The sequence below is a fragment of the Gordonia cholesterolivorans genome (assembly GCF_039531975.1).
Lineage (GTDB): Bacteria > Actinomycetota > Actinomycetes > Mycobacteriales > Mycobacteriaceae > Gordonia > Gordonia sihwensis.
In genome coordinates, this window is the sequence record NZ_BAAARB010000018.1 from 1 (window position 1) to 26,167 (window position 26,167).

At 68.9% G+C, this 26,167-nt stretch carries 19 protein-coding genes and 1 tRNA gene; 10 read left to right on the forward strand and 10 right to left on the reverse strand.

Translation table 11 applies throughout. From position 1 onward, the window contains the following. Positions 1 to 126: 126 nt before the first annotated feature. From ABFX36_RS14790 to ABFX36_RS14810, 5 genes are all read left to right on the forward strand, one after another. Positions 127 to 723 carry a DNA methyltransferase gene (locus ABFX36_RS14790; protein ID WP_346077055.1) on the forward strand — a complete coding sequence of 199 codons (597 nt, stop codon included), beginning with the start codon at positions 127 to 129 and terminating at the stop codon, positions 721 to 723. Further along, positions 716 to 1,300, forward strand: coding sequence for an antirestriction protein ArdA (locus tag ABFX36_RS14795; RefSeq protein WP_346076994.1), 585 nt, complete (start codon positions 716 to 718; stop codon positions 1,298 to 1,300). The genes ABFX36_RS14790 and ABFX36_RS14795 overlap by 8 nt, the downstream gene beginning before the upstream one ends. 143 nt (positions 1,301 to 1,443) lie before the next feature. Then, complete coding sequence (locus tag ABFX36_RS14800) at positions 1,444 to 1,722, forward strand: DNA-binding protein (RefSeq protein WP_005208753.1); 279 nt, start codon at positions 1,444 to 1,446, stop codon at positions 1,720 to 1,722. A gap of 180 nt (positions 1,723 to 1,902) precedes the next feature. Next, positions 1,903 to 2,313: a helix-turn-helix domain-containing protein gene (locus ABFX36_RS14805; protein ID WP_346076996.1), complete on the forward strand. Its 411-nt coding sequence runs from the start codon at positions 1,903 to 1,905 to the stop codon at positions 2,311 to 2,313. Between the two features lie 31 nt (positions 2,314 to 2,344). Next, on the forward strand, positions 2,345 to 4,096 hold the full coding sequence (locus tag ABFX36_RS14810) for a recombinase family protein (RefSeq protein WP_346076998.1): 1,752 nt from the start codon (positions 2,345 to 2,347) through the stop codon (positions 4,094 to 4,096). Here ABFX36_RS14810 and ABFX36_RS14815 read toward each other — a convergent pair. Beyond that, a tRNA-Leu gene (locus ABFX36_RS14815) sits at positions 4,059 to 4,146 on the reverse strand. The genes ABFX36_RS14810 and ABFX36_RS14815 overlap by 38 nt on opposite strands. 32 nt (positions 4,147 to 4,178) lie before the next feature. Between ABFX36_RS14815 and ABFX36_RS14820 the strand changes: the two genes are divergently transcribed. Further along, positions 4,179 to 5,681, forward strand: coding sequence for a DUF7782 domain-containing protein (locus ABFX36_RS14820; RefSeq protein WP_346077000.1), 1,503 nt, complete (start codon positions 4,179 to 4,181; stop codon positions 5,679 to 5,681). Between the two features lie 31 nt (positions 5,682 to 5,712). On the opposite strand, the gene ABFX36_RS14825 is transcribed toward ABFX36_RS14820, so the two are convergent. Beyond that, entirely contained in the window at positions 5,713 to 6,327 is a 615-nt protein-coding gene (locus ABFX36_RS14825; protein ID WP_346077002.1) for a LysE family translocator, read from the reverse strand. A gap of 3 nt (positions 6,328 to 6,330) precedes the next feature. Next, positions 6,331 to 6,981 carry a lysophospholipid acyltransferase family protein gene (locus ABFX36_RS14830; RefSeq protein WP_006898240.1) on the reverse strand — a complete coding sequence of 217 codons (651 nt, stop codon included), beginning with the start codon at positions 6,979 to 6,981 and terminating at the stop codon, positions 6,331 to 6,333. 63 nt (positions 6,982 to 7,044) lie between these two features. Between ABFX36_RS14830 and ABFX36_RS14835 the strand changes: the two genes are divergently transcribed. Further along, the gene (locus ABFX36_RS14835) at positions 7,045 to 7,566 is read left to right on the forward strand and encodes a TetR/AcrR family transcriptional regulator (RefSeq protein ID WP_346077004.1); all 522 of its coding nucleotides are present in this window, start codon (positions 7,045 to 7,047) and stop codon (positions 7,564 to 7,566) included. Here ABFX36_RS14835 and ABFX36_RS14840 read toward each other — a convergent pair. Both ABFX36_RS14840 and ABFX36_RS14845 read right to left on the reverse strand, forming a co-directional pair. Continuing rightward, positions 7,563 to 8,795: a trans-sulfuration enzyme family protein gene (locus ABFX36_RS14840; protein ID WP_346077006.1), complete on the reverse strand. Its 1,233-nt coding sequence runs from the start codon at positions 8,793 to 8,795 to the stop codon at positions 7,563 to 7,565. The genes ABFX36_RS14835 and ABFX36_RS14840 overlap by 4 nt on opposite strands. A gap of 170 nt (positions 8,796 to 8,965) precedes the next feature. Beyond that, positions 8,966 to 10,753: an AMP-dependent synthetase/ligase gene (locus ABFX36_RS14845; RefSeq protein WP_062367946.1), complete on the reverse strand. Its 1,788-nt coding sequence runs from the start codon at positions 10,751 to 10,753 to the stop codon at positions 8,966 to 8,968. A gap of 141 nt (positions 10,754 to 10,894) precedes the next feature. Here ABFX36_RS14845 and ABFX36_RS14850 point away from each other — a divergent pair, with 141 nt between their 5' ends. Next, the gene (locus tag ABFX36_RS14850; protein WP_006898244.1) at positions 10,895 to 12,685 is read left to right on the forward strand and encodes a DEAD/DEAH box helicase; all 1,791 of its coding nucleotides are present in this window, start codon (positions 10,895 to 10,897) and stop codon (positions 12,683 to 12,685) included. A gap of 357 nt (positions 12,686 to 13,042) precedes the next feature. Here ABFX36_RS14850 and ABFX36_RS14855 read toward each other — a convergent pair whose 3' ends face one another. The 4 genes from ABFX36_RS14855 to ABFX36_RS14870 all read right to left on the reverse strand — a co-directional run bounded on the left by ABFX36_RS14855 (position 13,043) and on the right by ABFX36_RS14870 (position 15,526). Beyond that, on the reverse strand, positions 13,043 to 13,792 hold the full coding sequence (locus tag ABFX36_RS14855) for an SIR2 family NAD-dependent protein deacylase (protein WP_346077009.1): 750 nt from the start codon (positions 13,790 to 13,792) through the stop codon (positions 13,043 to 13,045). Beyond that, positions 13,789 to 14,214: an HIT family protein gene (locus ABFX36_RS14860; protein ID WP_006896535.1), complete on the reverse strand. Its 426-nt coding sequence runs from the start codon at positions 14,212 to 14,214 to the stop codon at positions 13,789 to 13,791. The genes ABFX36_RS14855 and ABFX36_RS14860 overlap by 4 nt, the downstream gene beginning before the upstream one ends. Before the next feature lie 81 nt (positions 14,215 to 14,295). Beyond that, positions 14,296 to 14,700, reverse strand: coding sequence for a DUF4189 domain-containing protein (locus tag ABFX36_RS14865; protein ID WP_346077011.1), 405 nt, complete (start codon positions 14,698 to 14,700; stop codon positions 14,296 to 14,298). A gap of 28 nt (positions 14,701 to 14,728) precedes the next feature. Then, positions 14,729 to 15,526 carry an SCO4651 family lipoprotein gene (locus tag ABFX36_RS14870; RefSeq protein ID WP_045536681.1) on the reverse strand — a complete coding sequence of 266 codons (798 nt, stop codon included), beginning with the start codon at positions 15,524 to 15,526 and terminating at the stop codon, positions 14,729 to 14,731. Positions 15,527 to 15,859: 333 nt separating this feature from the next. Between ABFX36_RS14870 and ABFX36_RS14875 the strand changes: the two genes are divergently transcribed. Beyond that, positions 15,860 to 25,111 (forward strand): fatty acid synthase subunit beta domain-containing protein, encoded by a 9,252-nt coding sequence (locus ABFX36_RS14875; RefSeq protein ID WP_346077013.1) that lies wholly within the window; start codon positions 15,860 to 15,862, stop codon positions 25,109 to 25,111. Next, entirely contained in the window at positions 25,108 to 25,509 is a 402-nt protein-coding gene (gene acpS / locus ABFX36_RS14880) for a holo-ACP synthase AcpS (RefSeq protein ID WP_006896539.1), read from the forward strand. Before ABFX36_RS14875 ends, acpS begins: the two co-directional genes overlap by 4 nt. Here the strand turns inward: acpS and ABFX36_RS14885 are convergent. Further along, on the reverse strand, positions 25,506 to 26,156 hold the full coding sequence (locus tag ABFX36_RS14885) for a TetR/AcrR family transcriptional regulator (RefSeq protein ID WP_006896540.1): 651 nt from the start codon (positions 26,154 to 26,156) through the stop codon (positions 25,506 to 25,508). The two genes, acpS and ABFX36_RS14885, sit on opposite strands and share 4 nt — an antisense overlap. Between the last annotated feature and the right edge of the window lie 11 nt (positions 26,157 to 26,167).

Consider the following 26,167-nt stretch of genomic DNA (forward strand, 5'->3'; position numbering starts at 1 on the left):
GCACCGCGGCGGCCTTCTCCTCGACCGAGTAGCGACGAGTCGTCGGCTTCCCATTCGCCAGTTCCTTCGGCATAACTCCATCCTCGTTTCCAAGGTCAGGAGCCTCCAACAAACCCAGGGCGCTTCATACTCGCCCGATCGTCGACCTACTTCTTCGACCTCGACGCGATTCGTGAGCCGCACGTCAGCCGCCCACCAAAACGCAAGGCGTCGACGAGGCCGGCATTGCGGAAGCCGGATCGACCGGCCTGGCTGGGGCCAAACAGCGACGGCGACCGAGGACTGGCCGCACTGCATGCCGCTGGACTGCTCGGCCATCCGCTCGGCAAGAACCCCGGCGACGTCTGGCGGCTGGCCGTCAGCGGCTACCGCGGCCCGCATTTCGCGACCTTCCCGGTCAACCTGGCACAGCGGATGGTCGAGGCCGGCTGCCCCGAACGATGCTGCAGCCAGTGTCGGATCGCCTACAGACGTCCGGTGCGGCGACTCGGCGCAGTCGCGACCCGCCTTGCCCTGCGAGCGATGTGCGACTGCGACGCGGCGAGCGAACCGGGCCTGGTGCTCGACCCGTTCATCGGCTCCGGCACCACCGCCATCGCCGCCGAAACCCTCGGCCGCGACTGGCTCGGAATCGAACTCAACCCCGCCTACGTCGCGCTGGCCACCGACCGCATCGACGGCGAGCGCGCCACCCGAAAACGAAAGGAGGTGATCCATGAATGAGAAAGATCAACAACCACAGCAACCCGAGCGCGAGCAGCAGCCGACTCTGCAGCCGCGCATCTGGGTCGGCAGCCTGGCCGACTACAACGCCGGGCGCCTGCACGGCGACTGGCTCGATGCCACCGTCACCGACGAGGAGCTGCACGACGCCGTTCAGCGCATCCTGGCCAGCAGCCACGAGCCGGACGCCGAGGAATACGGCATCTTCGACTACGACGAGTTCGGCCCGTTCCAGGTCGGTGAGTACGAGCAGCTCGACGTGGTGGCCCGGGTGGCGCGCGGTATCGCCGAGCACGGTCCGGCGTTCGCGGCCTACGCACAGCTGCACGATGCCGATCCCGACATGCTCGATTCGTTCACCGACTCCTATGGCGGCGAATACGACTCGCCGGAGGACTGGGCGCGCGACGTGCTGCACGACGGGCTTGAAACCGAAATCGACCGGGCAGTGCCCGATGCGCTACGCGGCTACGTTGCGATCAACTACGCCGGCTTCGCCCGCGACGCCGAGCTGTCCGGTGACGTGCACTTCGAACGCTCGCCCGACGGTCATGTCTACGTCTTCACCATCCCGTAGACGGGAGGGCCCTTCGTCGGGGGCCTGCGGCCGAAATCGTGAAGGCATCCCGCCCTCATCGGTCGCACCACCCCGAGGAAGTGGCCGAACGACGCCCGCGCGGAACCGTTCGGACGAACACCCTCAGGAAGGAGGAGACGGTCATGAAGACCCTTGCCGTCCGACTGGACGACGAACTGCACGCTCGCATCGGCATGCTGTCGAAGCTCAGCGGCATGACGGTCACGGACACCATTCGCACCGCCATCGAGAAGCACCTCGACACCCTGGCCAACGATCCCGCGATCACCGCCAAGGCCGAGGAACTTCGCGCCGAGATTGAGAAGGATGCCGAACTGCAGCGACAGGCCCTCTCGGCCCTGTTCGGCTCGTCCACAACGCAAGCGCCGAAGACCACCCGTGGTCGCGGCACCAAGGGATAGCCCGCCGGGCCGTCCATCATCGGCGGGAGCCAGCCCCGAGTTCCGCAAGGACTCGCTGGCTCCCGCCAATTCAACACCAACAAGGGAAGACTCCCCTTAATTCGATGTGGAATGAACAATCATCATTCCCATTTCGAAACAATTTCTATAAAATAGGAAATGAATGGGAGGAATCCAACAATGACAAGCAATACAATTCAATCGGCTGCCGACAATCCTCTCGGCAGCCTCATTCACGATGCACGCCTTAATGCGGGCTTCACGTTCCGTGCCCTCTCGGAAGCCTCCGGCGTCGCGCAGGGACAGATCTCCAAGCTGGAAAAGGGCCAGGTGATGAAGGTCAATCCGGCGCATATTGCGGCACTCGCTGAACCGCTCGGGCTATCGCTGTACAGCATGTACGCGGCCGCCGGCTACAAAACTCCCGCATCGCTGTCACAGCTCGGCGACGACCTCGAAGAGAAAATCCGCCAGCTATCACCGGATGCGGTCGCCCGCCTGGAGCACTACGTCGAACGCCTACTGGACACGACCACGACCGAACTCGCACCGGAACCCGTGTACGACATCGATCCGGCGACCAGCAACTAGCCCAGCTCGGGCAGAAAGGAGGAACAGGGACATGACAAGCCACACCACGACCGGTCCGCAGATCGCCGTCTCGTACCTGCGCGTCTCGACCACGAGACAGATGGACACCGGTGCCGACGTCGACGCCGAAGGCAACTCGATCGCCACCCAGCGCGAGGCCAACAACGCCAAGGCTGCACGGATGGGCGCCCTGATCGAGAAGGAGTTCGTCGAGCCGGGTGCCTCGGCACAGACCATCGACAAGCGACCGGTCTTCAAGCAGTTGCTCGCCTACCTCGGCGAGAATCCGGATGTCTCGCTGGTGATCATCTACATGCGCTCGCGCGCCTTCCGCAACCTCGGCGACGCGGTCATCACCAAGCGACGACTCGAAGCGATGGGCGTCAAGCTCGTCTCCGCCAAGGAAGACTTCGGCGAGGGCATCATGGCTGACGCCATGGAAGCGGTCACCGACATCATCAACGAAGTCCAAGTGCGGATGTCCGGAGAAGACATCAAGGTCAAGATGCGCCACAAGGCGCAGATGGGCGGCACCAACGGCCGCGCTCCGATCGGCTATCGCAACGTGCGTCTCGAGCACGACGGGCGGCAGGTCAACGGCATCGCCGTTGATGAGGAACGCGCACCGCTGATCAAGCAGGCCTTCGAAATGTATGCCACCGGCGACTACTCCATCGACCGCCTCCAAGAGGCCATGGCCGATCTTGGTCTCAAGTCCCGACCGCAGGGGCGCAGCGCTGCCACGGAGCTGTCCCGGTCTCACCTGCACCGGATGCTGAGCGACCCGTATTACATCGGCATCGTCCGCTACAAGGGCGAAACCTTCCCGGGCCGACACCAGCCGATCATCCCCGCCGACCTGTTCGAGCGCGTCCAGAAGGTCATCGAAGACCGCTCCGCCAGAGGGCAACGTGACCGAGTCCTCTACCACTACCTCAAGGGCCTGCTGTACTGCGAACGCTGCCGCGCCAACGGCCGCACCTCCCGGCTGGTCTACACCGAAGCGAAAGGAAACGGCGGCAACTACGCCTACTACCTGTGCCTGGCCCGCCAACGCGGTGAATGCGATCTCCCACACCTGCCAGTGCTCGATGTCGAGTGGTACGTCCTCGACCACTACGCCAAGCTCGGCCTACCTCCAAAGTTCCTGGACTACATCCGCGAGGCCATCGACGTCGCGATGGCAGATGCGCAGGCTCGTGTCCGTGACCTGTATGCCGCGTACCGCAAGAAGCTCGACAAGCTCGCCCAGCAAGAGGAGCGACTGATCGATCTCGCCTCGGACGGCGAGCTCGCGCCCGACAAGATCCGCGCACGGCTGCGCAAGATCCAGGTCGAACGCACCCGAGCGCAGCAAGGCCTCGACGACACCGGCGACCAACTCGAACTCGGCGCCCGCAAGCTCCAGCAATACCTCGACCTGCTCGACGACCCGCAGGCGCTCTACCTGCGTGCCCCCGAGGATGGGCGACGCGACCTCAACACCGCCAGCTTCAGCAAGCTCTGGCTCGACGACAGCGGTGTCGTCACCGACGAACTCACGCCAGCGATCCACGAGCTGCGCGACGCAGCACATGCGTTCACACGCTGGCAAGGCGTCGACGCAGAGGCCCGTGACGTCGAGGCGCTGCGCGTCTCTAACGTGCTGAAAAACCAAAGACTCCCCGGAGATTCCGGGGAGTCTGGGTTGAACCATCGGTTCCGGCTCGCCGACATGTTCCGTGTCGGTTCGAGTAAGAACGTTCTGGTGCGCGAGAAGGGACTTGAACCCTCACACCACTAGTGGGTACTGGAACCTAAATCCAGCGCGTCTGCCAATTCCGCCACTCGCGCGTGCAGTGCAACTGTACCGGTACGCTCGTGCGGTGATTCGCTACCCTCTGGACGCTCCGGACATCGTCGACGCCCTCGGGGCGGACCTGCGCGCCGCCGGTTACACCTCCGACGGAATCGCCGACCTCCTCGGCGAGGAGGCCGGCCAAGCGCTGGTGAGCGGTGTGTGGTGGCCCGCTCTGCGTCAGACGCGGCGCGCGGCCCCCGACCGCGCGCCGCTCGCGACTCTGATCCGGCTGTTCCTGCTCGGCTCCACGGAACCGGCCGACGACGTCGCCGCCGCACTGCCCGGCGTCGGACTTGTCGCCCTCGTCGACCAGCAGGTGATCGAGCCCGCGGACGGCGGTGTGCGCGCCGTCCTCGACATCCGGCCGCACGGCAGCGACGACGCCGACCGGCTCGTGGTCGCCGATCAGGACGCCTCGATGCGTCCCGGCGCCGTGGCCCACGACCACGTGCTCGGCATCGGCGGGGCGTCGATGTCATTGGCGCAGGCGGTGATCCGCACGCCGTTCGCGCGGGCTCTCGATCTCGGAACCGGATGCGGCGTACAGGCGCTGCACATGTCGTCGCACTGCGAGACGATCGTCGCCACCGACACCAACGCGCGGGCGCTGGCACTTGCGGCGGCGACGGCGCGGCTGAACGGACTGGACTGGGACCTGCGGGAGGGCAGCCTGTTCGAGCCGGTGGCGGGCGAGAGATTCGACCTGATCGTGTCCAATCCGCCGTTCGTCGTCGGCAGCGGTGCGCAGGACTACATCTACCGCGACTCCGGGATGGCCGGAGACGGCATCAGCCGAAGCCTCATCGAGCGGATCGGCGAACATCTGAATCCGGGCGGCATCGCGCAGATCCTGGCGAACTGGGAGGTGCGCGACCTCGACGCATGGGACGACCGGGTCCGGGAGTGGGTGCAGGCGAGCGGTCTGGACGCCTGGGTGGTCCAGCGGGAACTGGCCGATCCCATCAGCTATGTCTCGCTCTGGGTCTCGGATGCGGGGGAGTCGGTGGTCGACGCGGCCGAGCGGGGTGCGCGGTGGCTCGACTGGTTCGAGTCCGAGGGGATCGTCGCCGTCGGCATGGGTTCGATCACCTTCCGCCGACCCGTCGAGGATCGTCCGGCCGATGTGGTGATCGAAGAGATCACCGCCGCCGGCCAGGAGGTCACCGGCTTCGAAGCGCAGGCCTTCTGGGCGCGGCGCGACTTCCTGCGTGAGAACTCCGACGCCGACCTGCTGGCCTCCCGGCTCAGCACCTCACCGGTGTTTCTGGAGACCCAGGCGCTCCCCGGCGACGACGGCTGGCAGCAGGTGAGCGCCTCGGTGACCCGCCCCGGCGGTCCGGGAGCGGTGCTTCCGGTGGACGAGGTGCTGACGTCGCTTCTCGCCGGCTGTCGCGGCCAGGTGCCGCTGGCCGCGCTGATCTCACTGCTGGCCGACTTCCACGGCGTGGACGCCGACGCGCTCGCCGCGGCGGCGATGCCGGCGATCCGCGAAGCCATCGGGCGCGGGATCCTCTACCGGGCCGACTGAACGTCGGGCTGGTAGCGGAACGACGCCCCGGCTACTCCGTCGCCAGCCTCAGCCCGAAACCGACGAGCGCGAGACCGGCCACCAGATCGATGCGGCGCCGAATGCGGGGCGCACGCATCCAGGCGCCGATCCGGTCGGCGGCGACGATGAGCACGGCGAAGTAGACGCCGGTGAGCGCCAGATAGACCAGACCGAAGCCGAGCGTCGTCCATGCGACGGGCGCACCGTCCGGAACGAAGCCCGGCAGCAGCGTGATGAACATGATGCCGATCTTCGGATTGAGGATGTCGGTCGTGAATCCGGTGAGGAAGCCCGCCCGGCGCGACGACGGCGCCTCATCGGCCGACGGCCCGCCGCGCAGGGACCGGATCGAGCGCAGTGTCTGGACGCCGAGCAGCACCAGGTAGCAGCCGCCGACGATCTTGAGCACCTCGTAACCGATCTCACTCATCTGCAGAATCGCCGAGAGACCGAGGACGGCGGCGAGGATCCAGACCAGCAGTCCGGTCATCACGCCCAGCGACGTCCGGACCCCGCCGGCCCTGCCGCCGCGGGCCAATCCGCGCATCACCACGAGGGAGTCGGGGCCGGGCAGCAGTACCAGGAGCGTCGACGCGAGAGTGAACGACGCGAGAGACGACAGCATCCGTCAATGGTAGGGCCGCGCGTACTCGTCGACGCAGGCGACGGAGCCGAGTGCGGCGATCGCGGCCATGACGGCGTCGGTGGCGCCGCGGACGTCGTGTGAGGCGCCGAGCAACTCATCGGCCGGCATCGGGTCGCCGATGCGGATTCGCACCGGTCCGCGACCGATCCGCCGGGTGCCGGGCGGATTCACCTCGCGTGTTCCCGAGAGCAGAACGGGGACGATGACGGTGCCCGGGACTCGCGCCGCGACTCGCATCATCCCGGTGTGTCCGCGGTGCAAACGCCCGTCGGGCGAGCGCGTGCCCTCCGGGTAGATGCCCCACGCTCCGCCCCGGGCGAGCAACTGCGCCGCAGCCTCGAGCGCGGCGTCGTCGCCCGACCGGTCGACCGGGATCTGACCGGTTCCGCGGAAGAACGCACGACTGACCGCGCCGCGGACTCCGGAACCCCGGAAGTACTCCGCCTTGGCGAAGAACGAGAGTCGGCGGGGTATGGCCAGCGGGAGGACCAGGGAGTCGATCTCCGCCAGGTGGTTGGCCGCCACGATGACCGGGCCACTGGTGGGAACGCGGTCGGCGCCGTCGACGGTGATCGGCACCCAGAGCCGGAGTGCGGGGCCGATCAGAACGTGTTTGCAGAGCGGATACAGCACGGGAGGCCTTTCGTAGACAGTGTCTACTGGACAGTGTGGGGGGCGGCCGTAGACACTGTCAACGTGGTTGACGATCCGAGTACGCGCGCACGGCTGGTCGCCGCGGGGGTCGACCTCGTCGACACCGCGGGATTCGGTGCGGTGGGCGTGCGTTCGGTGGCCGCCCGGGCAGGCGTCTCGCACGGCGCTCCGCGCCGGTACTTCCCGACGCTCGAGAGTCTGCTGGCGGCGATCGCCGCCGAAGGCGTGGCCGATCTCAACGCCGCTCTCGCACCCGCCATCGCGAACGGCATCGGCGACGGCGCCGTCGCCTATTGGCGGTTCGCGCGCGCCCGGCCGGGCATGTTCACGCTGATCTTCCGGCACGACCTGCTCGACTCGGCCGGCGGCCGCCTCCGCGAGACCACGGGCGGCTGGTTCTCGGCCCTGGTCGAGGCGACCGGCGACGAACTGCGCGCCATGTCGTGCTGGGCCGCCGTGCACGGCCTGTGCGTGCTGGCCGCGACCCGCGCACCAGAGGCCTTCGGGTTCGAGATCGACGAGAGCGTGGTGCGGCGAGTGGCCGAGGACCGGGCGCGAGGTTAGCCCGCGGCCGAGTCGAGGGCGGCCGCGAGGTCGGCCTTCAGATCGGCAACGTCCTCGAGGCCGACCGAGAATCGCAGGTGCCCGTACTCGCGGAAGCCCTCCGGGTAGGCGGCGACGCGCGGTCCGCTGGTGCCCACGTGCACGATCAGCGACTCGTCGTGGCCGACGGAGACCGCCGACGTCACGACCTTCAGGTCGTTCACGAAGCGGTTCTGCAGGTCCGGATCGCCTTTCAGCGCGAACGACATGATGCCGCCGAAACCGCCGATGCCGCGGTCACCCGCCCCGAACTGACGCTTGGCCAGCTCGTGCTGCGGGTGGCTCTCCAGACCGGGATAGGCCACGTAGGCGATGCGCTCGTCGGCCTCCAGGAACCGGGCGAGCTCCAGCGCCGACTCCTGATGCTGCCGCAGGCGCAGCGGCAGTGTCACCGAGCCGCGCATGATGAGCCAGGCGTTGAAGGGCGAGATCACGCCGCCGACGTCCACCATCGCCTCCGACCGGATCGGTTCCACGAGATCGGCACGCCCGATCACCGCGCCGCCCATCGCGTCGCCGTGGCCGTTGATGTACTTGGTGAGCGAATGCACCACCAGGCCGGCGCCGTCGTCGAGCGGGCGGTACAGCGGCGGGGGAGTGAACGTGGAGTCGACCATCAGGATGATGCCGCGGGCGTCCGCGATCTCCGCCAGCGCGGCGATGTCGGCGACCTTGGTGGTGGGGTTCGCGATCACCTCCGTGGTGATGAGTTTGGTCTCGGGACGGATCGCTGCGATCACGGCGTCGTGGTCGGTGATGTCGACGAACGTGGCCTCGATCCCGTACTTGCGAGGCAGCAGCGACGTCCAGAGCTTGTAGGTCGCCTCGTAGGTGGTGTCGGAGACGACGACGTGATCGCCCGCGTTGACATGCCCGAAGAACACCGCGTGCAGTCCGGCGACGCCGGAGGCGAGGACGACGGCGTCCTCACCGTGCTCGAGCGCGCAGAGCTTGTCCTGCAGCGCGATCTGATTGATCCCGGTGTTGCGGGTGTAGGTGAGGTGCTCGGGGTTCGACCAGTCCATGGTCGACGGATCGGGCGGCAGGTTGTAGGAGTTCGCCATGATGATCGGCACGCGAATCGCCGCGCCGTCGCCGTCGGTGCCCGTGCCGGAGGCGTGATTGCCGCCGTGAACGCTCAGCGTCTGTTCACCGAGTGACCCGGGGACGCACTTATCGGGCCTGTTCATCTCGTCGTACTCCGTTCCGGGCACCTGCCCACTCGCGGCCGCAGCGCTGCGGCACCGCCAGCGTAAGACCGGGCGAAGCGCGCAGTCCGCGCAGGTCCCCGCGACGAACGGCGGCGCACCGGCATCGATGCCGGTGCGCCGCCGCGGGAGTCGACGTCGAGACGTGCCGCTCAGCTGTACAGGTCGGCGATCGCCTCCTGGTACGACTGGTGGATCACGTTCCGCTTCAGCTTGAGCGTGGGCGTCAGCTCACCGGTCTCGATCGTGAAGTCGGTCTCGAGGATCTCGTACTTCTTGATGGCCTCGGCCTTGGACACGGTCTTGTTCGCGCCGGCGATCGCCGCGTCGATCTCGGCGCGCAGCTCCGGATTCCGGATCAGCTCCGACAACGGCGTCGACGCGGGCAGCCCCTTGCGCTCGAGCCATCCGGGGACCGCTTCGGGATCGAGGGTCACGAGTGCGGCGATGAACGGCTTCTGATCGCCCACGACGAGGCACTGGCTCACCAGCGGGTGCGCCCGGATGGTGTCCTCCAGCTGGGCGGGCGAGACGTTCTTGCCGCCTGCCGTGACGATCAGTTCCTTCTTGCGCCCGGTGATGAACAGGTAGCCGTCCTCGAGGCGGCCGATGTCGCCGGTGTGGAACCAACCGTCGCGGATCGCGTCGGCCGTCGCCTGCTCGTTGCGCCAGTAGCCGGAGAAGACCATCGGCCCCTTGAGCAGGATCTCGCCGTCGTCGGCGATCTTCACCGTGACGCCGGGCACCGGACGCCCCACCGAACCGATGCGGCTGTGCTCCTCGTTGTTGGCGGTGACCGCGGCGGTGGTCTCGGAGAGGCCGTAGCCCTCGTACACGGGCACCCCGGCGCCGCGGAAGAAATGGCCCAGCCGCTCACCGAGCGGGGCGCCGCCGGAGATGGCGCCCTCGCAGTTGCCGCCGAGCGCGGCGCGCAGCTTTCCGTACACCAGCTTGTCGAAGACCGCGTGCTTCACCTTGAGCAGGACGCCCGCGTCGCCGGATTCGACCGCCCGGCTGTACTCGATCGCCGTGTCGACGGCCTTCGCGAAGATCTTGCCCTTGCCTCCGTCGATCGCCTTCTGCTCGGCGGTGTTGTACACCTTCTCGAAGACGCGCGGGACCGACAGCACGTAGTTCGGCTTGAATACGGCCAGGTCGGCGATCAGATTCGGAATGTCGTTGGTGTGGCCCAGTACCACGGCGTTCTCCACGCAGCCCACGGCGACGACCCGTGCGAAGACGTGTGCGAGGGGCAGGAACAGCAGCGTCGACTTCCCCTCCTCGAGGCCGGTGCCGACGGCCTCGGCGGTCGCCGCGCACTCGGCGAGGAAGTTGTCGTGCGTCAAGACGACGCCCTTCGGCCGGCCCGTGGTCCCGGAGGTGTAGATCAACGTGGCGGCGTCGGAGGCCCGGGCCTGCGATTCCCGCTCGTCGAGCACCGAGTCGGGGAGGTCGGCGCCGCGCTTGCGGAGCGCGTTGATCGCGCCGTCGTCGATGACGAAGGTCTCGCGAAGCTCGGGCGCCGTCGCGATCACCTCCTGGTGGGTCGACCGGTTGGCCGCGGTCTCCACGATCAGTATCGATGCGCCCGAATCGGTGAGGATCCACTCCACCTGGTCGGGGGACGAGGTCTCGTAGATCGCGACGGTGGTGGCACCCGCGCGCCAGATCGCGTAGTCGATCAGGCTCCACTCGAACCGGGTGGAAGACAGTAGCGCGACGCGGTCGCCACGGCTCACGCCGGCGGCGATCAGGCCCTTCGCGACGGCGTCGACGTCGTCGGCGAAAGCGCCGGCGGTGACGGTGATCCACTGCCCGGAGTCCGCGCGCCTGCGGAACAGCGGCAGAGTCGGGCGGTCCTTCCGGTAGCGCTGCAGAGCAGTGATCGTGGTGGCGTTCTCATCAACTGTCGTGATGGATGGAGCAGTGAACTCCTGCATGGTGACGTCCCCTTGTGATACGAATTGCTTGATCTGTCTAACGCGATCCAAGTGATGGAACCGTACCGCACATCTCAGTGAGGGGCGTCACAGGGTGTCGGCGGGGTATTATCTACACCCGATGACTACGAATGTTCGCCGATGAGCGAATCCGAGAACACCAGCTCTACCGCGCCCGCGGCCGAGAAGTCCACCGCCTTCGGTGACCTCGGCATCGACCCCGGCGTGCTCAAGGCGCTCGACGACGTCGGCTACGAGACGCCGTCGCCGATCCAGGCGGCGACCATCCCTCCGTTGATGGAGGGACGCGACGTCGTCGGACTGGCGCAGACCGGCACCGGCAAGACCGCTGCCTTCGCACTGCCGATCCTCACCCGACTCGACACCTCGGCCCGCAAGCCGCAGGCCCTCGTGCTCGCGCCCACGCGCGAACTGGCGCTGCAGGTGGCCGAGGCCTTCGGCAGCTATTCGACGTACCTTCCCGAGGTCAAGGTGCTGCCGATCTATGGCGGCCAGAGCTACGGGATCCAGCTGTCCGGCCTGCGCCGCGGAGCCCAGGTGATCGTCGGCACGCCGGGCCGCGTGATCGATCATCTCGACAAGGGCACCCTCGACCTGTCGCAGCTCGAGTTCCTCGTGCTCGACGAGGCCGACGAGATGCTGACGATGGGCTTCGCCGAGGACGTCGAGCGAATCCTCGCCGACACCCCGGATCAGAAGCAGGTCGCGCTGTTCTCCGCGACCATGCCGGCCGCCATCGGCCGCCTGGCGCGCAAGTACCTGAACAACCCGCAGGAAGTCACCGTCAAGAACAAGACGGCGACCGCGCAGAACATCACGCAGAAGTACCTGCAGGTATCGCACCAGCGCAAGCTCGACGCCCTCACGCGGGTGCTCGAAGTGGAGCCGTTCGACGGCATGATCGTCTTCGTCCGGACCAAGTCGGCCACCGAGGAGCTCGCTGAGAAGCTGCGCGCCCGCGGCCTGAGCGCGATGGCGATCAACGGCGACATGGTCCAGGCCCAGCGTGAGCGCACCATCAATCAGCTCAAGGACGGTTCGCTCGACATCCTCGTGGCCACCGACGTGGCCGCTCGAGGACTGGACGTCGACCGCATCTCGCATGTGGTGAACTACGACATCCCGCACGACGTCGAGTCGTACGTGCACCGCATCGGGCGTACCGGCCGGGCCGGGCGGTCGGGCACCGCGCTGCTCTTCGTCTCGCCTCGCGAACGTCATCTGCTGCGGTCGATCGAGCGCCACACGCGGCAGGATCTCGAAGAGATCGATCTGCCGAGCGTCGACGACGTGAACGCCCAGCGCGTCGCCAAGTTCGCCGATTCGATCACCGAGAACCTCGCCTCCGACAATCTGGATCTGTTCCGCGGGCTGGTGGAGAACTACGCCCGCGAGAACGACGTCGCGATGGCTGACATCGCCGCGGCGCTGGCCCTGGAGACCCGCGACGGCGGCTTCCTGATGGCTCCCGATCCGCCCAAGGGTGAGCGGGGCGATCGCGGGGACCGGCGTGACCGTGCACCGCGCGGCGGCGGTCATTTCGCCACGTACCGCATCGCCGTCGGCCGCAAGCACAAGGTGTCGCCGGGCGCGATCGTCGGCGCGATCGCCAACGAGGGCGGCCTCACTCGCGGTGACTTCGGCAACATCAGCATCCGCGACGACTTCAGCCTCGTGGAACTCCCCAACGATCTCGACGCCGAGACGCTCGGGATGCTCAAGCACACCAAGATCGGCAAGCATCCGATCGACCTGCGCCCGGACATGGGTCCGCCGCGCGGTCGGGGAGGCGCTCGCGGATCGGCGCGCGGATACGAAGACCGCGGCCGCAAGGGCGGTTACCGCAAGGGCGGCGACAAGTTCGGCAAGCGACCGGCCCGCGTCGCCGGCCGCGGTCGCGACAGCCGCTAGGCTCACGGCGCACTGCCGCATGAGATTGACCGCTCACGACCCGGGATGCCTGTTCTCACAGGTGCGGGACGTGAGCGGTCAATCTTGTGCGGCTGCTCTGTCCCATGGGGCTTTGCGAGTAGCCTTCCCCCTCAGACGCTCGAGCAGAAGCAGCCCGGCTGGTTCGCGGGAATGGGTCTGGTCGCGCCGCTGCTGATGATCGTCGGCTGAGGTTCTCGGGTTGGCGGGTTGGTTTCGACTCGCTCCGCTCGCTCAACCAGCGGGATGTCGCTGGGGACGCTCAATCAGCGGGGTGTTGCTCCGCTCGCTCAACCAGCGGGGTCGGGGAATCGCTCAACGAGGCGACACCCGACGCCGTCAGAGGATCAGCGGCAGCGTCGCGGCGGCGGTCGTCGGAAGGTACAGGGTCGCCAGAGGGGTGAGCGCGGACGGTTCGGGATTCACCTCGATGATCGGCGTGCCCGCCTCGGCGGCGAGCATCGGCAGTCCCGCGGCGGGGTGGACCACCCCGCTGGTGCCGACGATGATCAGCAGATCGCAGGCCACGACCGTCTGCGACGCTGTCAGCCAATCGAGGTTCGGAAGCGATTCGCCGAACCACACGACGCCGGGGCGCAGACTCGCGCCGCACTCGGGGCATCGGGGGCGCACCGACTCGAGTGCGACGTCCGGATCCGCGCGATGCGGGCAGGCCTCGCAGCGCGGAGCCTTGAGACTGCCGTGCAGATGAGCGTCGACCGTCGACCCAGCTCGCTCGTGGAGATCGTCGACATTCTGCGTGATGACGCTGACACGACCGCCCGCGGACTCCTTCTTCCGGCCGAGCTCGGCCACCGCGTGGTGCCCGGCGTTCGGCTCCACCTCGCCAAGACGCGCCGCGCGGTCCCGATACCAGCCCCACACGAGGTCGGAGTCGCGCCGCCACGCCTCGGGCGTGGCGAGATCGGCGGGATCGTAGTTCTCCCACAGTCCGGTCAGAGCGTCGCGGAAGGTCGGAATCCCGCTCTCGGCCGACATCCCCGCGCCGGAGAAGACACAGACATGGTCCGCGGCGGCGATCAGTGCGGCTGCCTGCGCCAGCGATTCGGGAGTGACAGTCCTGGTCACGACTGCGACTCCAGCGCCGATCGCAACACCGCGGCGGTCGACTCCAAGTCGCCGGCACGACGCGTCAGGAACCCCTTAGCGAAGGTCAGCTTGTCGCCCGCATGCCTGGGCACCACGTGCAGGTGCGAGTGGAAGACGGTCTGGGACGCGGCACGGCCGTCGTTCATCGCGAGATTCACTCCGTCGGCGCCGATCGCGCTCGACCGCATCGCACCGGCGATCCGCTGACCCGCGCCGAACATCTTTCCGCCGATCTCCGGATCGAGATCGGCGAGACCGGACGAGTGCTTTCGCGGGACCACCAGGGTGTGTCCCCGCGTGATCGGTGAGAGGTCGAGGAAGGCGATCACGTCGTCGTCGGAGTACACGACGTGGGCGGGGGAGACGCCGGAGACGATGCCGCAGAAGACGCAGTCGGTCATGGCACCCGAGCGTAACCGCCCGCAACGACACGAGCGCCGGGACCTCCGATGAGGGTGTCCCGGCGCTCGCGCTTGCTTCGGCTACTGGTGTCCCGAGGTGCAGGCCCAGTCGTGGATGTATCCGCCGCCCGAGTAGTACAGGGCGTTCGACTCCGCGGTGTAGAGGTCAGCGCCCCACGCGTAACCCCAGTACGAACTGCTTTTGGAGATCGCGCCGCAGGCATTGCGCATCTGCACCACCACCTGGCAGTCGCTGTAGCCGCACCACGACAGGGCCGCGTTGGACGCGCTCGACCAGTCGGGATAGTCGATGGCGCGACCGGTGGCTCCGGTGCTGGGTGAGAGCGCGATGGCGCCGTAGTAGTTGGCCGCGTGGGCCGGGGCCGGCGTGATCGCGGCGGGAACGGTGAGCGCCGCACCGACACCGGCGGTCACGAGTGCCGCGGTGGCCAGGCGCTTGCGCAGGCTGATCGGACGAGTCTTCATGGTCTTCTCTTCTCTGGATCGGCGGCGATCAGCCGACCGGGCTGCGGGTCGGTTCACCGGACTTCGGTGCGTGAGACGGCTTGGCACTCGGCGACTTGACGTCGGCCGGCTTCGTGACGGTGACGGTCTTGCCCCAGTCGCTCAGAGTGACGGTCATCGAGGCACCCTTGGCGGGTTCGGAGGCGACGCGCACGACGTTGTTCTTGCCGTCCTTGGTGACCCAGACGGTCACCGGGATGTCGCCGTCGAGGCCCTTGGCCTGAGGTGAGGTTCCCGTCAGGCCCGCGAGATCCTTGGCCGGGAGGGTTCCGGTGATCTTGGTGGCCTCGACACCGTCGACGGTCTCGCTGCCCTCCTCCTTCGCTCCCTGAATGCTGCGCAGGACGTGCGGCACGCCCTCGTTGACGTCGAGGATCTTGGAGACGTCGTAGATCGACCGGCCGCTGCCGTAGTCGATGTACCCCTTGTCGTCGACGTCTGCGTACATGTGGTCGTCGACGTATACGAACGGCGCCTCGACGGACTTGCCGCCCATGTCGAGTGTCGCGGTGCCTTCGCCGACCATCTTCGGCTTGGTTCCGATGGACGCCTCGACCTCGGAGGCGTTGAGGCCCTGCAGCGAGCCCTCCACCTCGATGTCGACCTTCGCACCGGTCAGGGCGGCGGCGGTGTCGGCGGCCGCATCGAGTGAGGTGGTGGCGGCCGAGTCGGACGTGGTCGTCGAGTCGGTGTCGCCGCTGTCGCTGCTGGAGCATCCCGTCAGCGCGACGGCGGCGGTGACGACGGCTGCCGCCGAGGCAAGCGCGAATCGCTTCGAACGTTTCATGAAGTGGGATCCTCCTGATTTTCTCCCCGCAGCAGGCCCCTCCAGCGGATCTGGACGGCTGTCGCGAATTTCCCTGCAACGGAACTTACAGCGATGAGTGACCTGCGCGAAGAATGAGTCGATCATCGGGATGACACGCGGAGCCCGGACCCGAATGTGATAACGGTCACGAAAATTCCTTCGACGCTGGCCGAGGCGGTTACCCGCCGGTCTACCAGCGGGTATACCTGTCGGTCGCCAACAAACATGAGGGATGCCTCATGTTTCTGTGCGACGATTGGCCACGTTCCAGCGACGGGCCATGTCCGACGTGACGCATCGACAGGAGAGCTTGTGACCCTCGACCAGCACCGCACCGGCCAGCACACCGACAGAATCGATTCCGGAAGTCTGCTCGACCGTCTCGCCGCAGGCGAGAGCTATGCGATCTGCTTCGGAGGACAGGGCGGCGCGTGGCTGCCGACGCTCACCGAACTGGTGAACGACGCCGATCTCGGCGAGACGATCGCCGGAATCGCCGACGACGCGCGCGAGGTCCTCGAGCCGGTCGCCGACGAGCTCGCCGCCGCCGGCGCCGACCGCTTCGAGCCCCTCACCTGGATCCGCGCGCACGACGAGGAACTGCCGGTTTCCAGTGAGACCGAACTGGCCGACGCGCTCGTCTCGCTGCCCGGGATCCTGCTCACCCAGCTCGCGGCCGTGTCGAACCTCGGCAAGCAGGGGCTGGACACCACGGTTCTTCCGCCGAGCGCCGTCATCGGCCACTCGCAGGGGATCCTCGCCACCGAGGCCGTGGCCGCCGACGGCCAGCTGCCGGCAGTCGCGGAGTCCGACCTGCTGGCGATCGCTCAGCTGATCGGCGCGGCGGCCACCGTCGTGTCCCGCCGGACGGGTCTGCTCGGCACCCACGAGGCCGCCCCCATGATCTCCGTCGCCGGCGTGAGCCCCGCGCAGATCGACGAACTGCTCGCCGAGTACGTCGCGGGACAGCCCGCCGACGCCACGGGACTGCCGACCGTCGCGATCGTGAACTCCCGGCGCACCGTGGTGCTGACGGGCTCGCCGCGCCATCTCGCGGCGTTCAGTGCGCTCGCCGAGCTCCGCGCGGCCGCCGAGGCCGACGAACGCAAGCGCAAGGTCACCGGCGGCACGCCCTTCTCGCCGGTCATCGAGGACCTCAACGTCACCGTCCCCTTCCATCACCCTGATCTCGCACCGGCGGTGGAACTGGCCGTCGACTGGGCTCAGCGTTGCGGTCTGGACACCGAGCTGGTCCGCAGGCACGCCGCGGCCGTGCTCGTCGACCCGGTGAACTGGGTGGAGCTGGTGGGCGACACCGTCGACTCCGGCGCTCGCTGGGTGATCGACTTCGGACCCGCCGATCTCGCGTCGCGGCTGTCGGCGCCGAACCTGCGCGGGCAGGGCGTCGGCGTGATCGCCGCGGCCACCCGCGGCGGTCAGCGCAACCTCTTCGTCCCCGGCTCGGCTCCGGAGGTCTCGCGGCCGTGGTCGGTGTTCGCGCCGCGCCTGGTGAACCTGCCCGACGGTCGCACCGTGGTCGACACCGCGTTCACCCGTCTCACCGGCCGCTCGCCGATGCTGCTCGCGGGCATGACCCCGACCACTGTCGACCCCGCCATCGTGGCCGCGGCCGCCAACGCCGGCCACTGGGCCGAGCTCGCGGGCGGCGGTCAGGTGACCGAGGAGATCTTCGAGGGCAACCTCGCGCGGCTGCAGGAATTGCTCGAACCCGGCCGCCAGGTCCAGTTCAACTCGTTGTTCCTCGATCCGTACCTGTGGAAGCTGCAGCTGGGCGGCAACAAGCTGGTCCAGAAGGCACGTGCCAAGGGAGCGCCCTTCGACGGCGTGATCGTCACCGCGGGCATCCCCGAACTGGATGAGGCCGTCGACCTGGTCCACGAGTTCACCGAGGCCGGCCTGCACTACGTCGCGTTCAAGCCCGGCACCGTCGACCAGATCCGTCAGGTGGTCCGCATCGCGTTGCAGGTGCCGCACTTCCCGGTGATCGTCCAGGTGGAAGGCGGACGCGCAGGCGGTCACCACTCCTGGGAGGACCTCGACGACCTGCTGCTGGCGACCTACGCCGAACTGCGCGACCGTCCCAACATCGTGCTCTGCGTCGGCGGTGGCATCGGCACGCCCGAGCGTGCCAGCGAGTACCTGACCGGCGCGTGGGCCACAGCGCACGGCTACCCGGCGATGCCGCTCGACGGCATTCTGGTCGGCACCGCGGCGATGGCGACCCTCGAGGCCACCACCGCGCCCGAGGTGAAGCAGCTCCTCGTCGAGACCCAGGGCTGCGACACCTGGATCGGTGCCGGTCACGCGGAGGCGGGCATGGCCTCTGGCCGCAGCCAGCTGGGTGCCGACATCCACGAGATCGACAACTCCGCCTCGCGCACCGGCCGCCTGCTCGACGAGGTGGCCGGCGACGCCGCCGCCGTCGCGGAACGCCGCGACGAGATCATCGAGGCCCTCGCCGCGACCGCGAAGCCGTACTTCGGCGACGTCGCGACGATGACGTACCGCGAGTGGCTCGACCGCTACGCCGAACTCGCCGTGGGCAGCGCGCAGGCGCCCCTCGAGTGGGCCGACATCACCTGGGAGCAGCGTTTCTCCGACATGCTGCGGCGCACCGAGGCGCGCATGAACGAGCTCGATTCGGGTGAGTTCGTCTCCGCCTTCGCCGGCGATGTCCCGAACCCGCACGAGGCGATCGCCGAGCTGGCCGAACTGTACCCGGCCATCGACTCCGACATCCTCCACCCGGCCGACGTCGCGTTCTTCCTCGAGCTGTGCCGTACGCCCGGCAAGCCCGTGAACTTCGTTCCGGTGATCGACAAGGACGTCCGTCGCTGGTACCGCAGCGACTCGCTGTGGCAGGCGCACGACGCCCGCTACTCGGCCGACCAGGTCTGCATCATCCCGGGCACCGTCGCCGTCGCGGGCATCACCCGCGTCGACGAGCCGGTCGGCGAACTGCTGAACCGCTTCGAGGCGCAGGTCACCGCCGACCTGCGGGCCGCCGGTGAGCAGGCACGGGTGGTCGCGGCCCGCCGTCACCGCGACATCGTCCCGGAGTCGGGACCGCTCAGCGTTCTCATCGAAGCGGAGGACGTGCTGTGGGCCGGCCGACAGGTCCGCAACCCGATCGCTCTGCTCGGCGACCGCGACGCCTGGAAGCTCTACGACGGCGAGTACGCCGAACACCCCAGCGGCGCGATGGTCGCCTTCGTCCCCGATGCCGAGACGGCCGACGATGAGATCCGGCTCGACCTGGTGGTCCCGGTGTCGGGCTCGATTCTGCGCATTCCGTTCACCGGCGACCTCCGGGCGACCGACGGCGGCAGCCCTCGGATCACCACGGCCGGCGCAGCCGACGCGATGACCGAACTCCTGACCGTCGCGGCCGGCGGCTCGCTGCTCGACTCGGTCGACGGCGTCGTCACGTCGACGGTCGCCTGGAAGGCTGACTCGGTCGCCGACCACAGCGGAGCGACCGCGTCGAGCCTGCCCGGCCCGCTGACCCCGACCACGCCGGTGGCCCCGAACGGTTTTGCCGTGCCCGACACCCTCGTCGTCGCCTGCTGGCCCAGCGTCTTCAGCGTCATCGGCGCCGCCCGGACCGACGCGGGCCATCCCGTGGTCGAGGGTCTGCTGGACTTGGTCCACCTCGACCACGCGGTCGAGCTCACCGGTGAGATCCCCGCGGTCGACACCGAGCTGACGGTGACCGCCCGCCTCATCGGCGTCTCCGACACCGGCGTCGGCCGAGTGGTCGAGGTGCATGTCGAGGTCGCCGCCGCCGCCGACTCTCCGATCGCGGTGCTGCGTGAGCGCTTCGCCATCCGCGGCCGGATCGGTTCGGCCGCGTTGCCCGACCCGGTCCGCGCGGGCGGCGCGGCCGCCGGTGAGCAGCCGGGAACGCGGAAATTCCTCCGCTCGGCCTCGCTGACCGCACCGGCCCGCATGAACGGATTCGCCGTGGTCTCCGGAGACCGCAACCCCATCCACACCGACGCGTTGGCGGCCCGGCTGGCCGGCTTGGGCGATCCGATCGTCCACGGTATGTGGCTCTCGGCCGCGGCCCAGCAGGTGCTGGCGGCGGGCGACCGGGAGAACCCGGTTCCCGCTCCGCGCGCCATCCGTGGCTGGACCGCCCGCTACCTCGGCATGGTCCGGCTCGGCGACACCGTCGACATCCGCATCGACCGCGTCGGCATGGATGCCGGTCGGGAGACCGTCGAACTGACCGCCAAGGTCGACGGCGAACTGGTGATGGCGGCGACCGCGCTGCTGGACGCCCCGCGCACGGTGTACGCCTTCCCGGGCCAGGGCATTCAGCACAAGGGCATGGGCCTGGAGGCACGCTCGCGCTCGGCGGCCGCCCGCGAGGTCTGGGACCGCGCGGACAAGCACACCCGCGAGGCGCTCGGCTTCTCGATCCTCGCAGTGGTGCGCGACAACCCGACCACTCTGGTGGCGAAGGGCACCACGTACCACCACCCCGACGGCGTGCTCTTCCTGACGCAGTTCACCCAGGTCGCGATGGCGACGCTCGGTGTCGCGCAGATCGCCGAGCTCCGTGAAGCCGGGGCCTTCGTCGAGGGATCCATCACCTGCGGTCACTCGGTGGGCGAGTACAACGCGCTCGCCGCCTGCGCCGGCGTGCTTCCGCTCGAGGCGGTGCTCGAGGTGGTGTTCCAGCGCGGTTCCGCGATGCACCACCTGGTTCCGCGCGACGAGCAGGGCCGTTCCGACTACCGCATGGCCGCCATCCGGCCCAGCCAGTTCGGTCTCAAGGACGCCGACGTCGAGGAGTTCGTCGCGTCCGTCGGCCGCGAGGTGGACGAGTACCTCGAGGTGGTGAACCTCAACCTGCTCGGTTCGCAGTACGCGATCGCCGGTACCGTCCGCGGACTGGAGCGGCTGGAGGCCGAGATCGTCCGCCGCGTCGAGGAGTTCGGAGGCAAGCGCGCCTTCATCCTGGTGCCCGGCATCGACGTGCCATTCCACTCCACGGTGCTCCGCGCCGGCGTGCCCGAGTTCCGCGGCAAGCTCGAGGAACTCCTGCCCGCCGACATCGATCCCGACATCCTCGTCGGCCGCTACATTCCGAACCTGGTGCCTCGACTGTTCAACCTGAGCCGCGAGTTCGTCACCGAGATCGCCGGACTGGTGCCGTCCGATCCGCTCGACGCGGTGCTCGCCGAGTGGGACTCGTGGGCCGCACGGCCCTCCGAGCTGACGCGCGTCATCCTGATCGAGCTGTTGGCCTGGCAGTTCGCCAGCCCGGTCCGCTGGATCGAGACGCAGGATCTGCTGTTCACACCGGCTGCCGACGGCGGCCTGGGCATCGACCGGTTCGTCGAAGTGGGCGTCAAGAACGCCCCGACGCTCTCCGGCCTGGCCCGCAACACCCTGAAGCTGCCCGACTACGCGGCAGCCGCCGCCGAGGTGCTCAACGCCGAGTCCGACGCAGCGGTGCTGCGCGCGGAGGACTCCGCACCCGAGCCGGTCGAGGACGACGTGGTGCAGGAGGCGCCGGCGGAGACTGCTGCCGCCGCGGCTCCGGCACCGTCGGCTCCCGCTCCGGCTCCGGCGGCTGCCGCCGGGCCCCGACCGGACGACATCGCGTTCGGCCCGGCCGACGCGGTGCGCGCGGTGATCGCCCTGTGGACCAAGATGACGCCGGCGCAGATCGGCCCGGCCGACACCATCGAATCGCTGTGCGACGGCGTGTCGTCCCGGCGCAACCAGCTGCTGCTCGACATCGGCACCGAGCTCGGACTCGGAGCAATCGACGGTGCAGCCGAGGCCGACATGGGGGCGCTCGCGTCCACGGTCAGCACCCTGGCCCGCGGTTACAAGCCGCTCGGCGACGTGCTCACCGACGCCGTCGGCGACCAGATCCGCAAGATCGCCGGTCCCATCGGCAAGCGCGCCTCGTACATCACCGATCGCGTGACCAACGCCTGGCAGCTGGGGGAGGGCTGGGGTCGGCACACGCTGGTGGCCGTGGCCCTCGGCTCCCGCGAGGGCGTCAGCGTCCGGGGCGGCGACTTGGGCGATCTGCTCGACGGCGCGGTCGGCTCGGCCGCCGACTTCGACGCGCTGATCGACCGCGCGGTCCGCAGCGTCGGCCAGGCCCGCGGCATCGCCGTGGAACTGCCCGCCGCGGCCTCGGCTTCCGGCGGGACGGTCGACGCGGCGGCGCTCGGCGAATTCACCGAGCAGATCACCGGCCCGAGCGGCGTCCTGGCGCGCACCGCGCACACGATCCTCGATCAGCTGGGGCTGACCGATGTGGTCGACGCCTCGCAGGCCGAGACCGACCCCACCGCTGAGCTGGCCGACCTGGTCAGCAGCGAGCTCGGCTCCGACTGGCAGCGGACCGTCGCCCCGGCGTTCGACGCCGAGCGCGCGGTGCTGCTCGACGACCGCTGGGCCACCGCCCGCGAGGATCTCGCCCGCCTGTGGCTGGACTCCGAGGAGGACGTCCACGGACGTCATCACGAGCTGGCCGAGGCGATGACCGGTGCGGGCGACCAGGTCGCCGAGCACGCCACCTGGTGGCAGGGCAAGGCCCTGGCCCTCGGATACAGCGAGCACGCCGATGTGTACGGTGCCATCGCCCACGCGGCCCAGCTGCCCGAGCCCGGCCGGTTCGCCGACGACATCGCCGTCGTCACCGGTGCGTCGAAGGGATCGATCGCCGCGGCCGTGGTCGGCGAGCTGCTCGCCGGCGGCGCGACGGTGGTCGCGACCACCTCGCGCCTCAACAGCGACCGGATGGACTTCTACAAGGAGCTCTACCGCACTCACGCACGGCACGACGCCGCGCTGTGGGTGGTGCCGGCCAACCTCGCGTCGTACGGCGATGTGGACGGACTGATCGAGTGGCTCGGCTCCGAACAGACCGAGAACCTCGGTGCCAGCACTGCCGTCGTCAAGCCGGTGATGCGCCCGACGCTGCTGTTCCCGTTCGCCGCGCCGCGGGTGGCGGGCGATCTCACCGACGCCGGTTCGCGCGCCGAACTGGAGATGAAGGTGCTGCTGTGGTCGGTGGAACGGCTGATCGCCGGTCTGTCGGCCATCGGAGCCGACCACGACATCGACGCCCGCCTGCACGTGGTGCTGCCGGGATCGCCGAACCGCGGCATGTTCGGCGGGGACGGCGCCTACGGCGAGGCCAAGGCCGCGCTCGACGCGCTCGTCACCCGGTGGGGCGCCGAGGAGTCCTGGAACAAGCGGACCACCCTCGCGCACGCCCTCATCGGCTGGGTGCGCGGCACCGGACTGATGGGCCACAACGACGGACTCGTCGAGGCCGTCGAAGCCGCGGGCGTCAAGACCTGGAGCACGCCCGAGATGGCCGCGGCCCTCGTCGAACTGTGCTCGGAGCAGGCGCGTGAGAGCGCGGTCGCCGAGCCGCTGATCGCCGATCTGACGGCCGGGCTCGACCCGGAGAAGATCGATCTGCGGGCCCTGGCGGCTGCTGCCGCCGAGGCACAGACCGAGGACGGCCCTGAGGATAACGGCGGTGACGAGAACGGCGCTGCGAGCACCGCGGGCGTCACGGTGGCGGCGCTTCCCGCGCCGGCCCGCGCCGACGTCCCGATCGAGCACGCGTGGCCCGAACTCGATTCGCGCCCCGAGGATCTGGTGGTCATCGTCGGCGCAGGCGAGGTCGGCCCCTACGGCTCGGCACGCACCCGATTCGAGATGGAGGTGGACGAGAAGCTCTCGGCCGCAGGCGTCCTCGAACTCGCGTGGACCACGGGTCTGGTGACGTGGGAGGAGACCCCGAAGGCCGGCTGGTACGACGTCGAGTCCGGTGAGCCGGTCGCCGAGTCGGAGATCGCCGAGCGCTATCACGACGCCGTCGTCGAACGGTGCGGCATCCGCCGCTACGCCGACGAGGGGGCGATGGTCGACAACACCTCGCCGCTGCTGGAGTCGGTGTTCCTCGACCAGGATCTGACCTTCACCGTCCCGAACGAGGCCGCGGCCCGCGAGTTCGTCTCGGCCGACCCCGAACGCACCCGGATCGCACCCAACGCCGAGACCGGCGACTGGACGGTCACCCGCCTGGCGGGCACCGAGATCCGCGTCCCGCGCCGTGCGAGCCTGTCGCGCACCGTCGGCGGCCAGATCCCGACCGGTTTCGATCCGGTCCGCTGGGGCGTCTCTCCGGACATGGCCGAGTCGGTCGACCGCGTCGCCCTGTGGAACCTGGTCGCGACCGTCGACGCCTTCGTCACCGCCGGCTTCTCGCCGTCGGAGCTGATGCGCTGGGTGCACCCGGGTCTGGTCGCCAACACTCAGGGCACGGGCATGGGCGGCATGACGTCGATGCGGTCGCTGTACGTCGACACCCTGCTCGGGGAGTCGAAGGCCAACGACATCCTGCAGGAGGCGTTGCCCAACGTGGTCGCCGCGCACGTCGTGCAGTCGTACATCGGCAGCTACGGCGCGATGATCCACCCGGTCGCCGCGTGCGCCACCGCCGCCGTCTCGGTGGAGGAGGGCGTCGACAAGATCCGCCTCGGGAAGGCACTCTTCTCGGTCGCCGGCGGATTCGACGACCTCGGCATCGAGGGCATCGTCGGATTCGGTGACATGTCGGCGACCGCCGACTCGGCCAAGATGACCGCCAAGGGCATCGACGACCGACGGTTCTCCCGAGCCAATGACCGCAGGCGCGGCGGCTTCGTCGAGTCGGCCGGCGGCGGCACGGTGCTGCTGGCGCGCGGCGATGTGGCAGCTCAGCTGGGACTGCCGGTCCTCGGCGTGGTGGCCTGGGCGCAGAGCTTCGGCGACGGGGTCCACACCTCCATCCCGGCGCCGGGACTGGGGGCGCTCGGCGCGGCCCGCGGCGAGAAGGCCTCGCCGTTGGCGTCCGCGCTGTCAGCCCTGGGGGTGAGCCCGGACGACGTGGCCGTGGTGTCCAAGCACGACACCTCCACCCGCGCCAACGATCCGAACGAGTCCGAACTCCATGAGCGTCTGGCCGAGGCGATCGGCCGCAACACCGGCGCGCCGCTGTTCGTCGTCTCGCAGAAGTCGCTGACCGGTCACGCGAAGGGCGGTGCGGCCGCCTTCCAGCTGATCGGCCTGTGCCAGGTGCTCCGCGACGGCGTCATCCCGCCGAACCGCAGCCTGGACTGCGTCGACGAGAAGATGCGAGAGTACCCGCACCTGGTGTGGCCGCGCGAGACCCTCCGCATGGGCGGACGCTTCCCGCTCAAGGCCGGACTGCTGACCTCGCTGGGCTTCGGTCACGTCTCGGGTCTCATCGCGGTGGTGCATCCGGAGGCGTTCGTCGCCACTCTCGACGAGTCCGAGCGGGCGACGTACCGCGAGCAGAGCGCCCGGCGTCTGCGCGACGGCCGTCAGCGTCTGCTGCAGGCGATGTGCGGCGGCGATGCGATGTACCAGCGTCCCGCCGACCGCCGCCTCGGCGACGGCGACGAGCACGAGACCGAAGCCGGGCTCCTGCTCGATCCGGAGGTCCGCCTCGGTGACGAGGGCGCTTACGCCGTGGACGGTCTCGCCCGGTGAGCATCGTCGGGGTCGGCATCGACATGGTGTCGGTGCCGGAGTTCGCCGAGCAACTCCGCACTCCGGGCTCCTCGTTCGGCGCTCACTTCAGCGTGGGGGAGCGGCGGGATGCGGCCGAGCGCACCGGCGACGAGGCGCGTCACCTCGCGGCCCGCTGGGCTGCGAGGGAGGCGGTCGTGAAGGCGTGGTCGTCGAGCCGGTTCGGCTTGGCGCCGCTCCTTCCGGAGTCCGCGGTCAACGACGTCGAGGTGCAGTCGGACGCTCACGGACGCCCGCGGATCCGGCTGCACGGCGACATCGCCCAGGCACTCGCGGGACTGTCGATCCACGTATCGCTCACCCACGACGGCGACATGGCCGCCGCCGTGGCGATCCTCGAGGATCGAAGCGAGAGCTAGCTCCGGCCGGAGACCTCTTCGAGCATGAGATAGCCGCCGAGCATCCGCTTGAGTTCGTACACGGTCATCTCATGATCGTGACCGTCCTGGACCGAGAAGCTCAGCAGCGAGTACGCGGTGTGGACCAGCACCTGGGCCATCATCGCCCGACGGTCGCGCTGATCCGGCGTCAACGGCGCCAGGATCCGCGCGACCTGGTCGGCGAGGATCCCTTCGTTGATCGAGGCCGTCGCGCGCGTCGCGGGGGTCGACTGCACGGCCAGCCACACCGCGCGGCGCGAGGGATCGGTGCGCCACAGTTCGGCGAGGTGGTCGAGGAACTTCTCCAGCAGCTCCGGCCACTTGAGTGACGGGATCTCCGAGGCGAACGAGGTGAGTTCGTCGCGCACCGCGCTCGAATCGTTGCGGTCCAGTTCGCAGACCACCACGTACTTGTTCGCGAAATACTGGTAGATGGTGCCGATCGGCAGTTCGGCGCGTGCGGCGATCTGCTCGCATGTCAGCGATTCGAAGCCGACGTCGATGAGCACCTCGCGGGCCGCGGTGAGGATCGACTCGAAGGTGCGCCTGCTCCGTTCCTGGGTGGGCCGCTTGCGGGGGACGAGCGGTTCCGGGGAACTGATGTCGGACGTCGAATGCTCGGACATGAAGTGATGCC

What these genes read in the sequence shown, in the direction of transcription:
- ABFX36_RS14885 (WP_006896540.1), bottom strand. Translation starts at nt 26,156, where the DNA reads ATGTCCGAGCATTCGACGTCCGACATCAGTTCCCCGGAACCGCTCGTC.
- ABFX36_RS14810 (WP_346076998.1), top strand. Translation starts at nt 2,345, where the DNA reads ATGACAAGCCACACCACGACCGGTCCGCAGATCGCCGTCTCGTACCTG.
- ABFX36_RS14865 (WP_346077011.1), bottom strand. Translation starts at nt 14,700, where the DNA reads ATGAAGACTCGTCCGATCAGCCTGCGCAAGCGCCTGGCCACCGCGGCA.
- ABFX36_RS14870 (WP_045536681.1), bottom strand. Translation starts at nt 15,526, where the DNA reads ATGAAACGTTCGAAGCGATTCGCGCTTGCCTCGGCGGCAGCCGTCGTC.
- ABFX36_RS14840 (WP_346077006.1), bottom strand. Translation starts at nt 8,795, where the DNA reads ATGAACAGGCCCGATAAGTGCGTCCCCGGGTCACTCGGTGAACAGACG.
- ABFX36_RS14845 (WP_062367946.1), bottom strand. Translation starts at nt 10,753, where the DNA reads ATGCAGGAGTTCACTGCTCCATCCATCACGACAGTTGATGAGAACGCC.
- ABFX36_RS14850 (WP_006898244.1), top strand. Translation starts at nt 10,895, where the DNA reads ATGAGCGAATCCGAGAACACCAGCTCTACCGCGCCCGCGGCCGAGAAG.
- ABFX36_RS14825 (WP_346077002.1), bottom strand. Translation starts at nt 6,327, where the DNA reads ATGCTGTCGTCTCTCGCGTCGTTCACTCTCGCGTCGACGCTCCTGGTA.
- ABFX36_RS14795 (WP_346076994.1), top strand. Translation starts at nt 716, where the DNA reads ATGAATGAGAAAGATCAACAACCACAGCAACCCGAGCGCGAGCAGCAG.
- ABFX36_RS14805 (WP_346076996.1), top strand. Translation starts at nt 1,903, where the DNA reads ATGACAAGCAATACAATTCAATCGGCTGCCGACAATCCTCTCGGCAGC.
- ABFX36_RS14800 (WP_005208753.1), top strand. Translation starts at nt 1,444, where the DNA reads ATGAAGACCCTTGCCGTCCGACTGGACGACGAACTGCACGCTCGCATC.
- ABFX36_RS14860 (WP_006896535.1), bottom strand. Translation starts at nt 14,214, where the DNA reads ATGACCGACTGCGTCTTCTGCGGCATCGTCTCCGGCGTCTCCCCCGCC.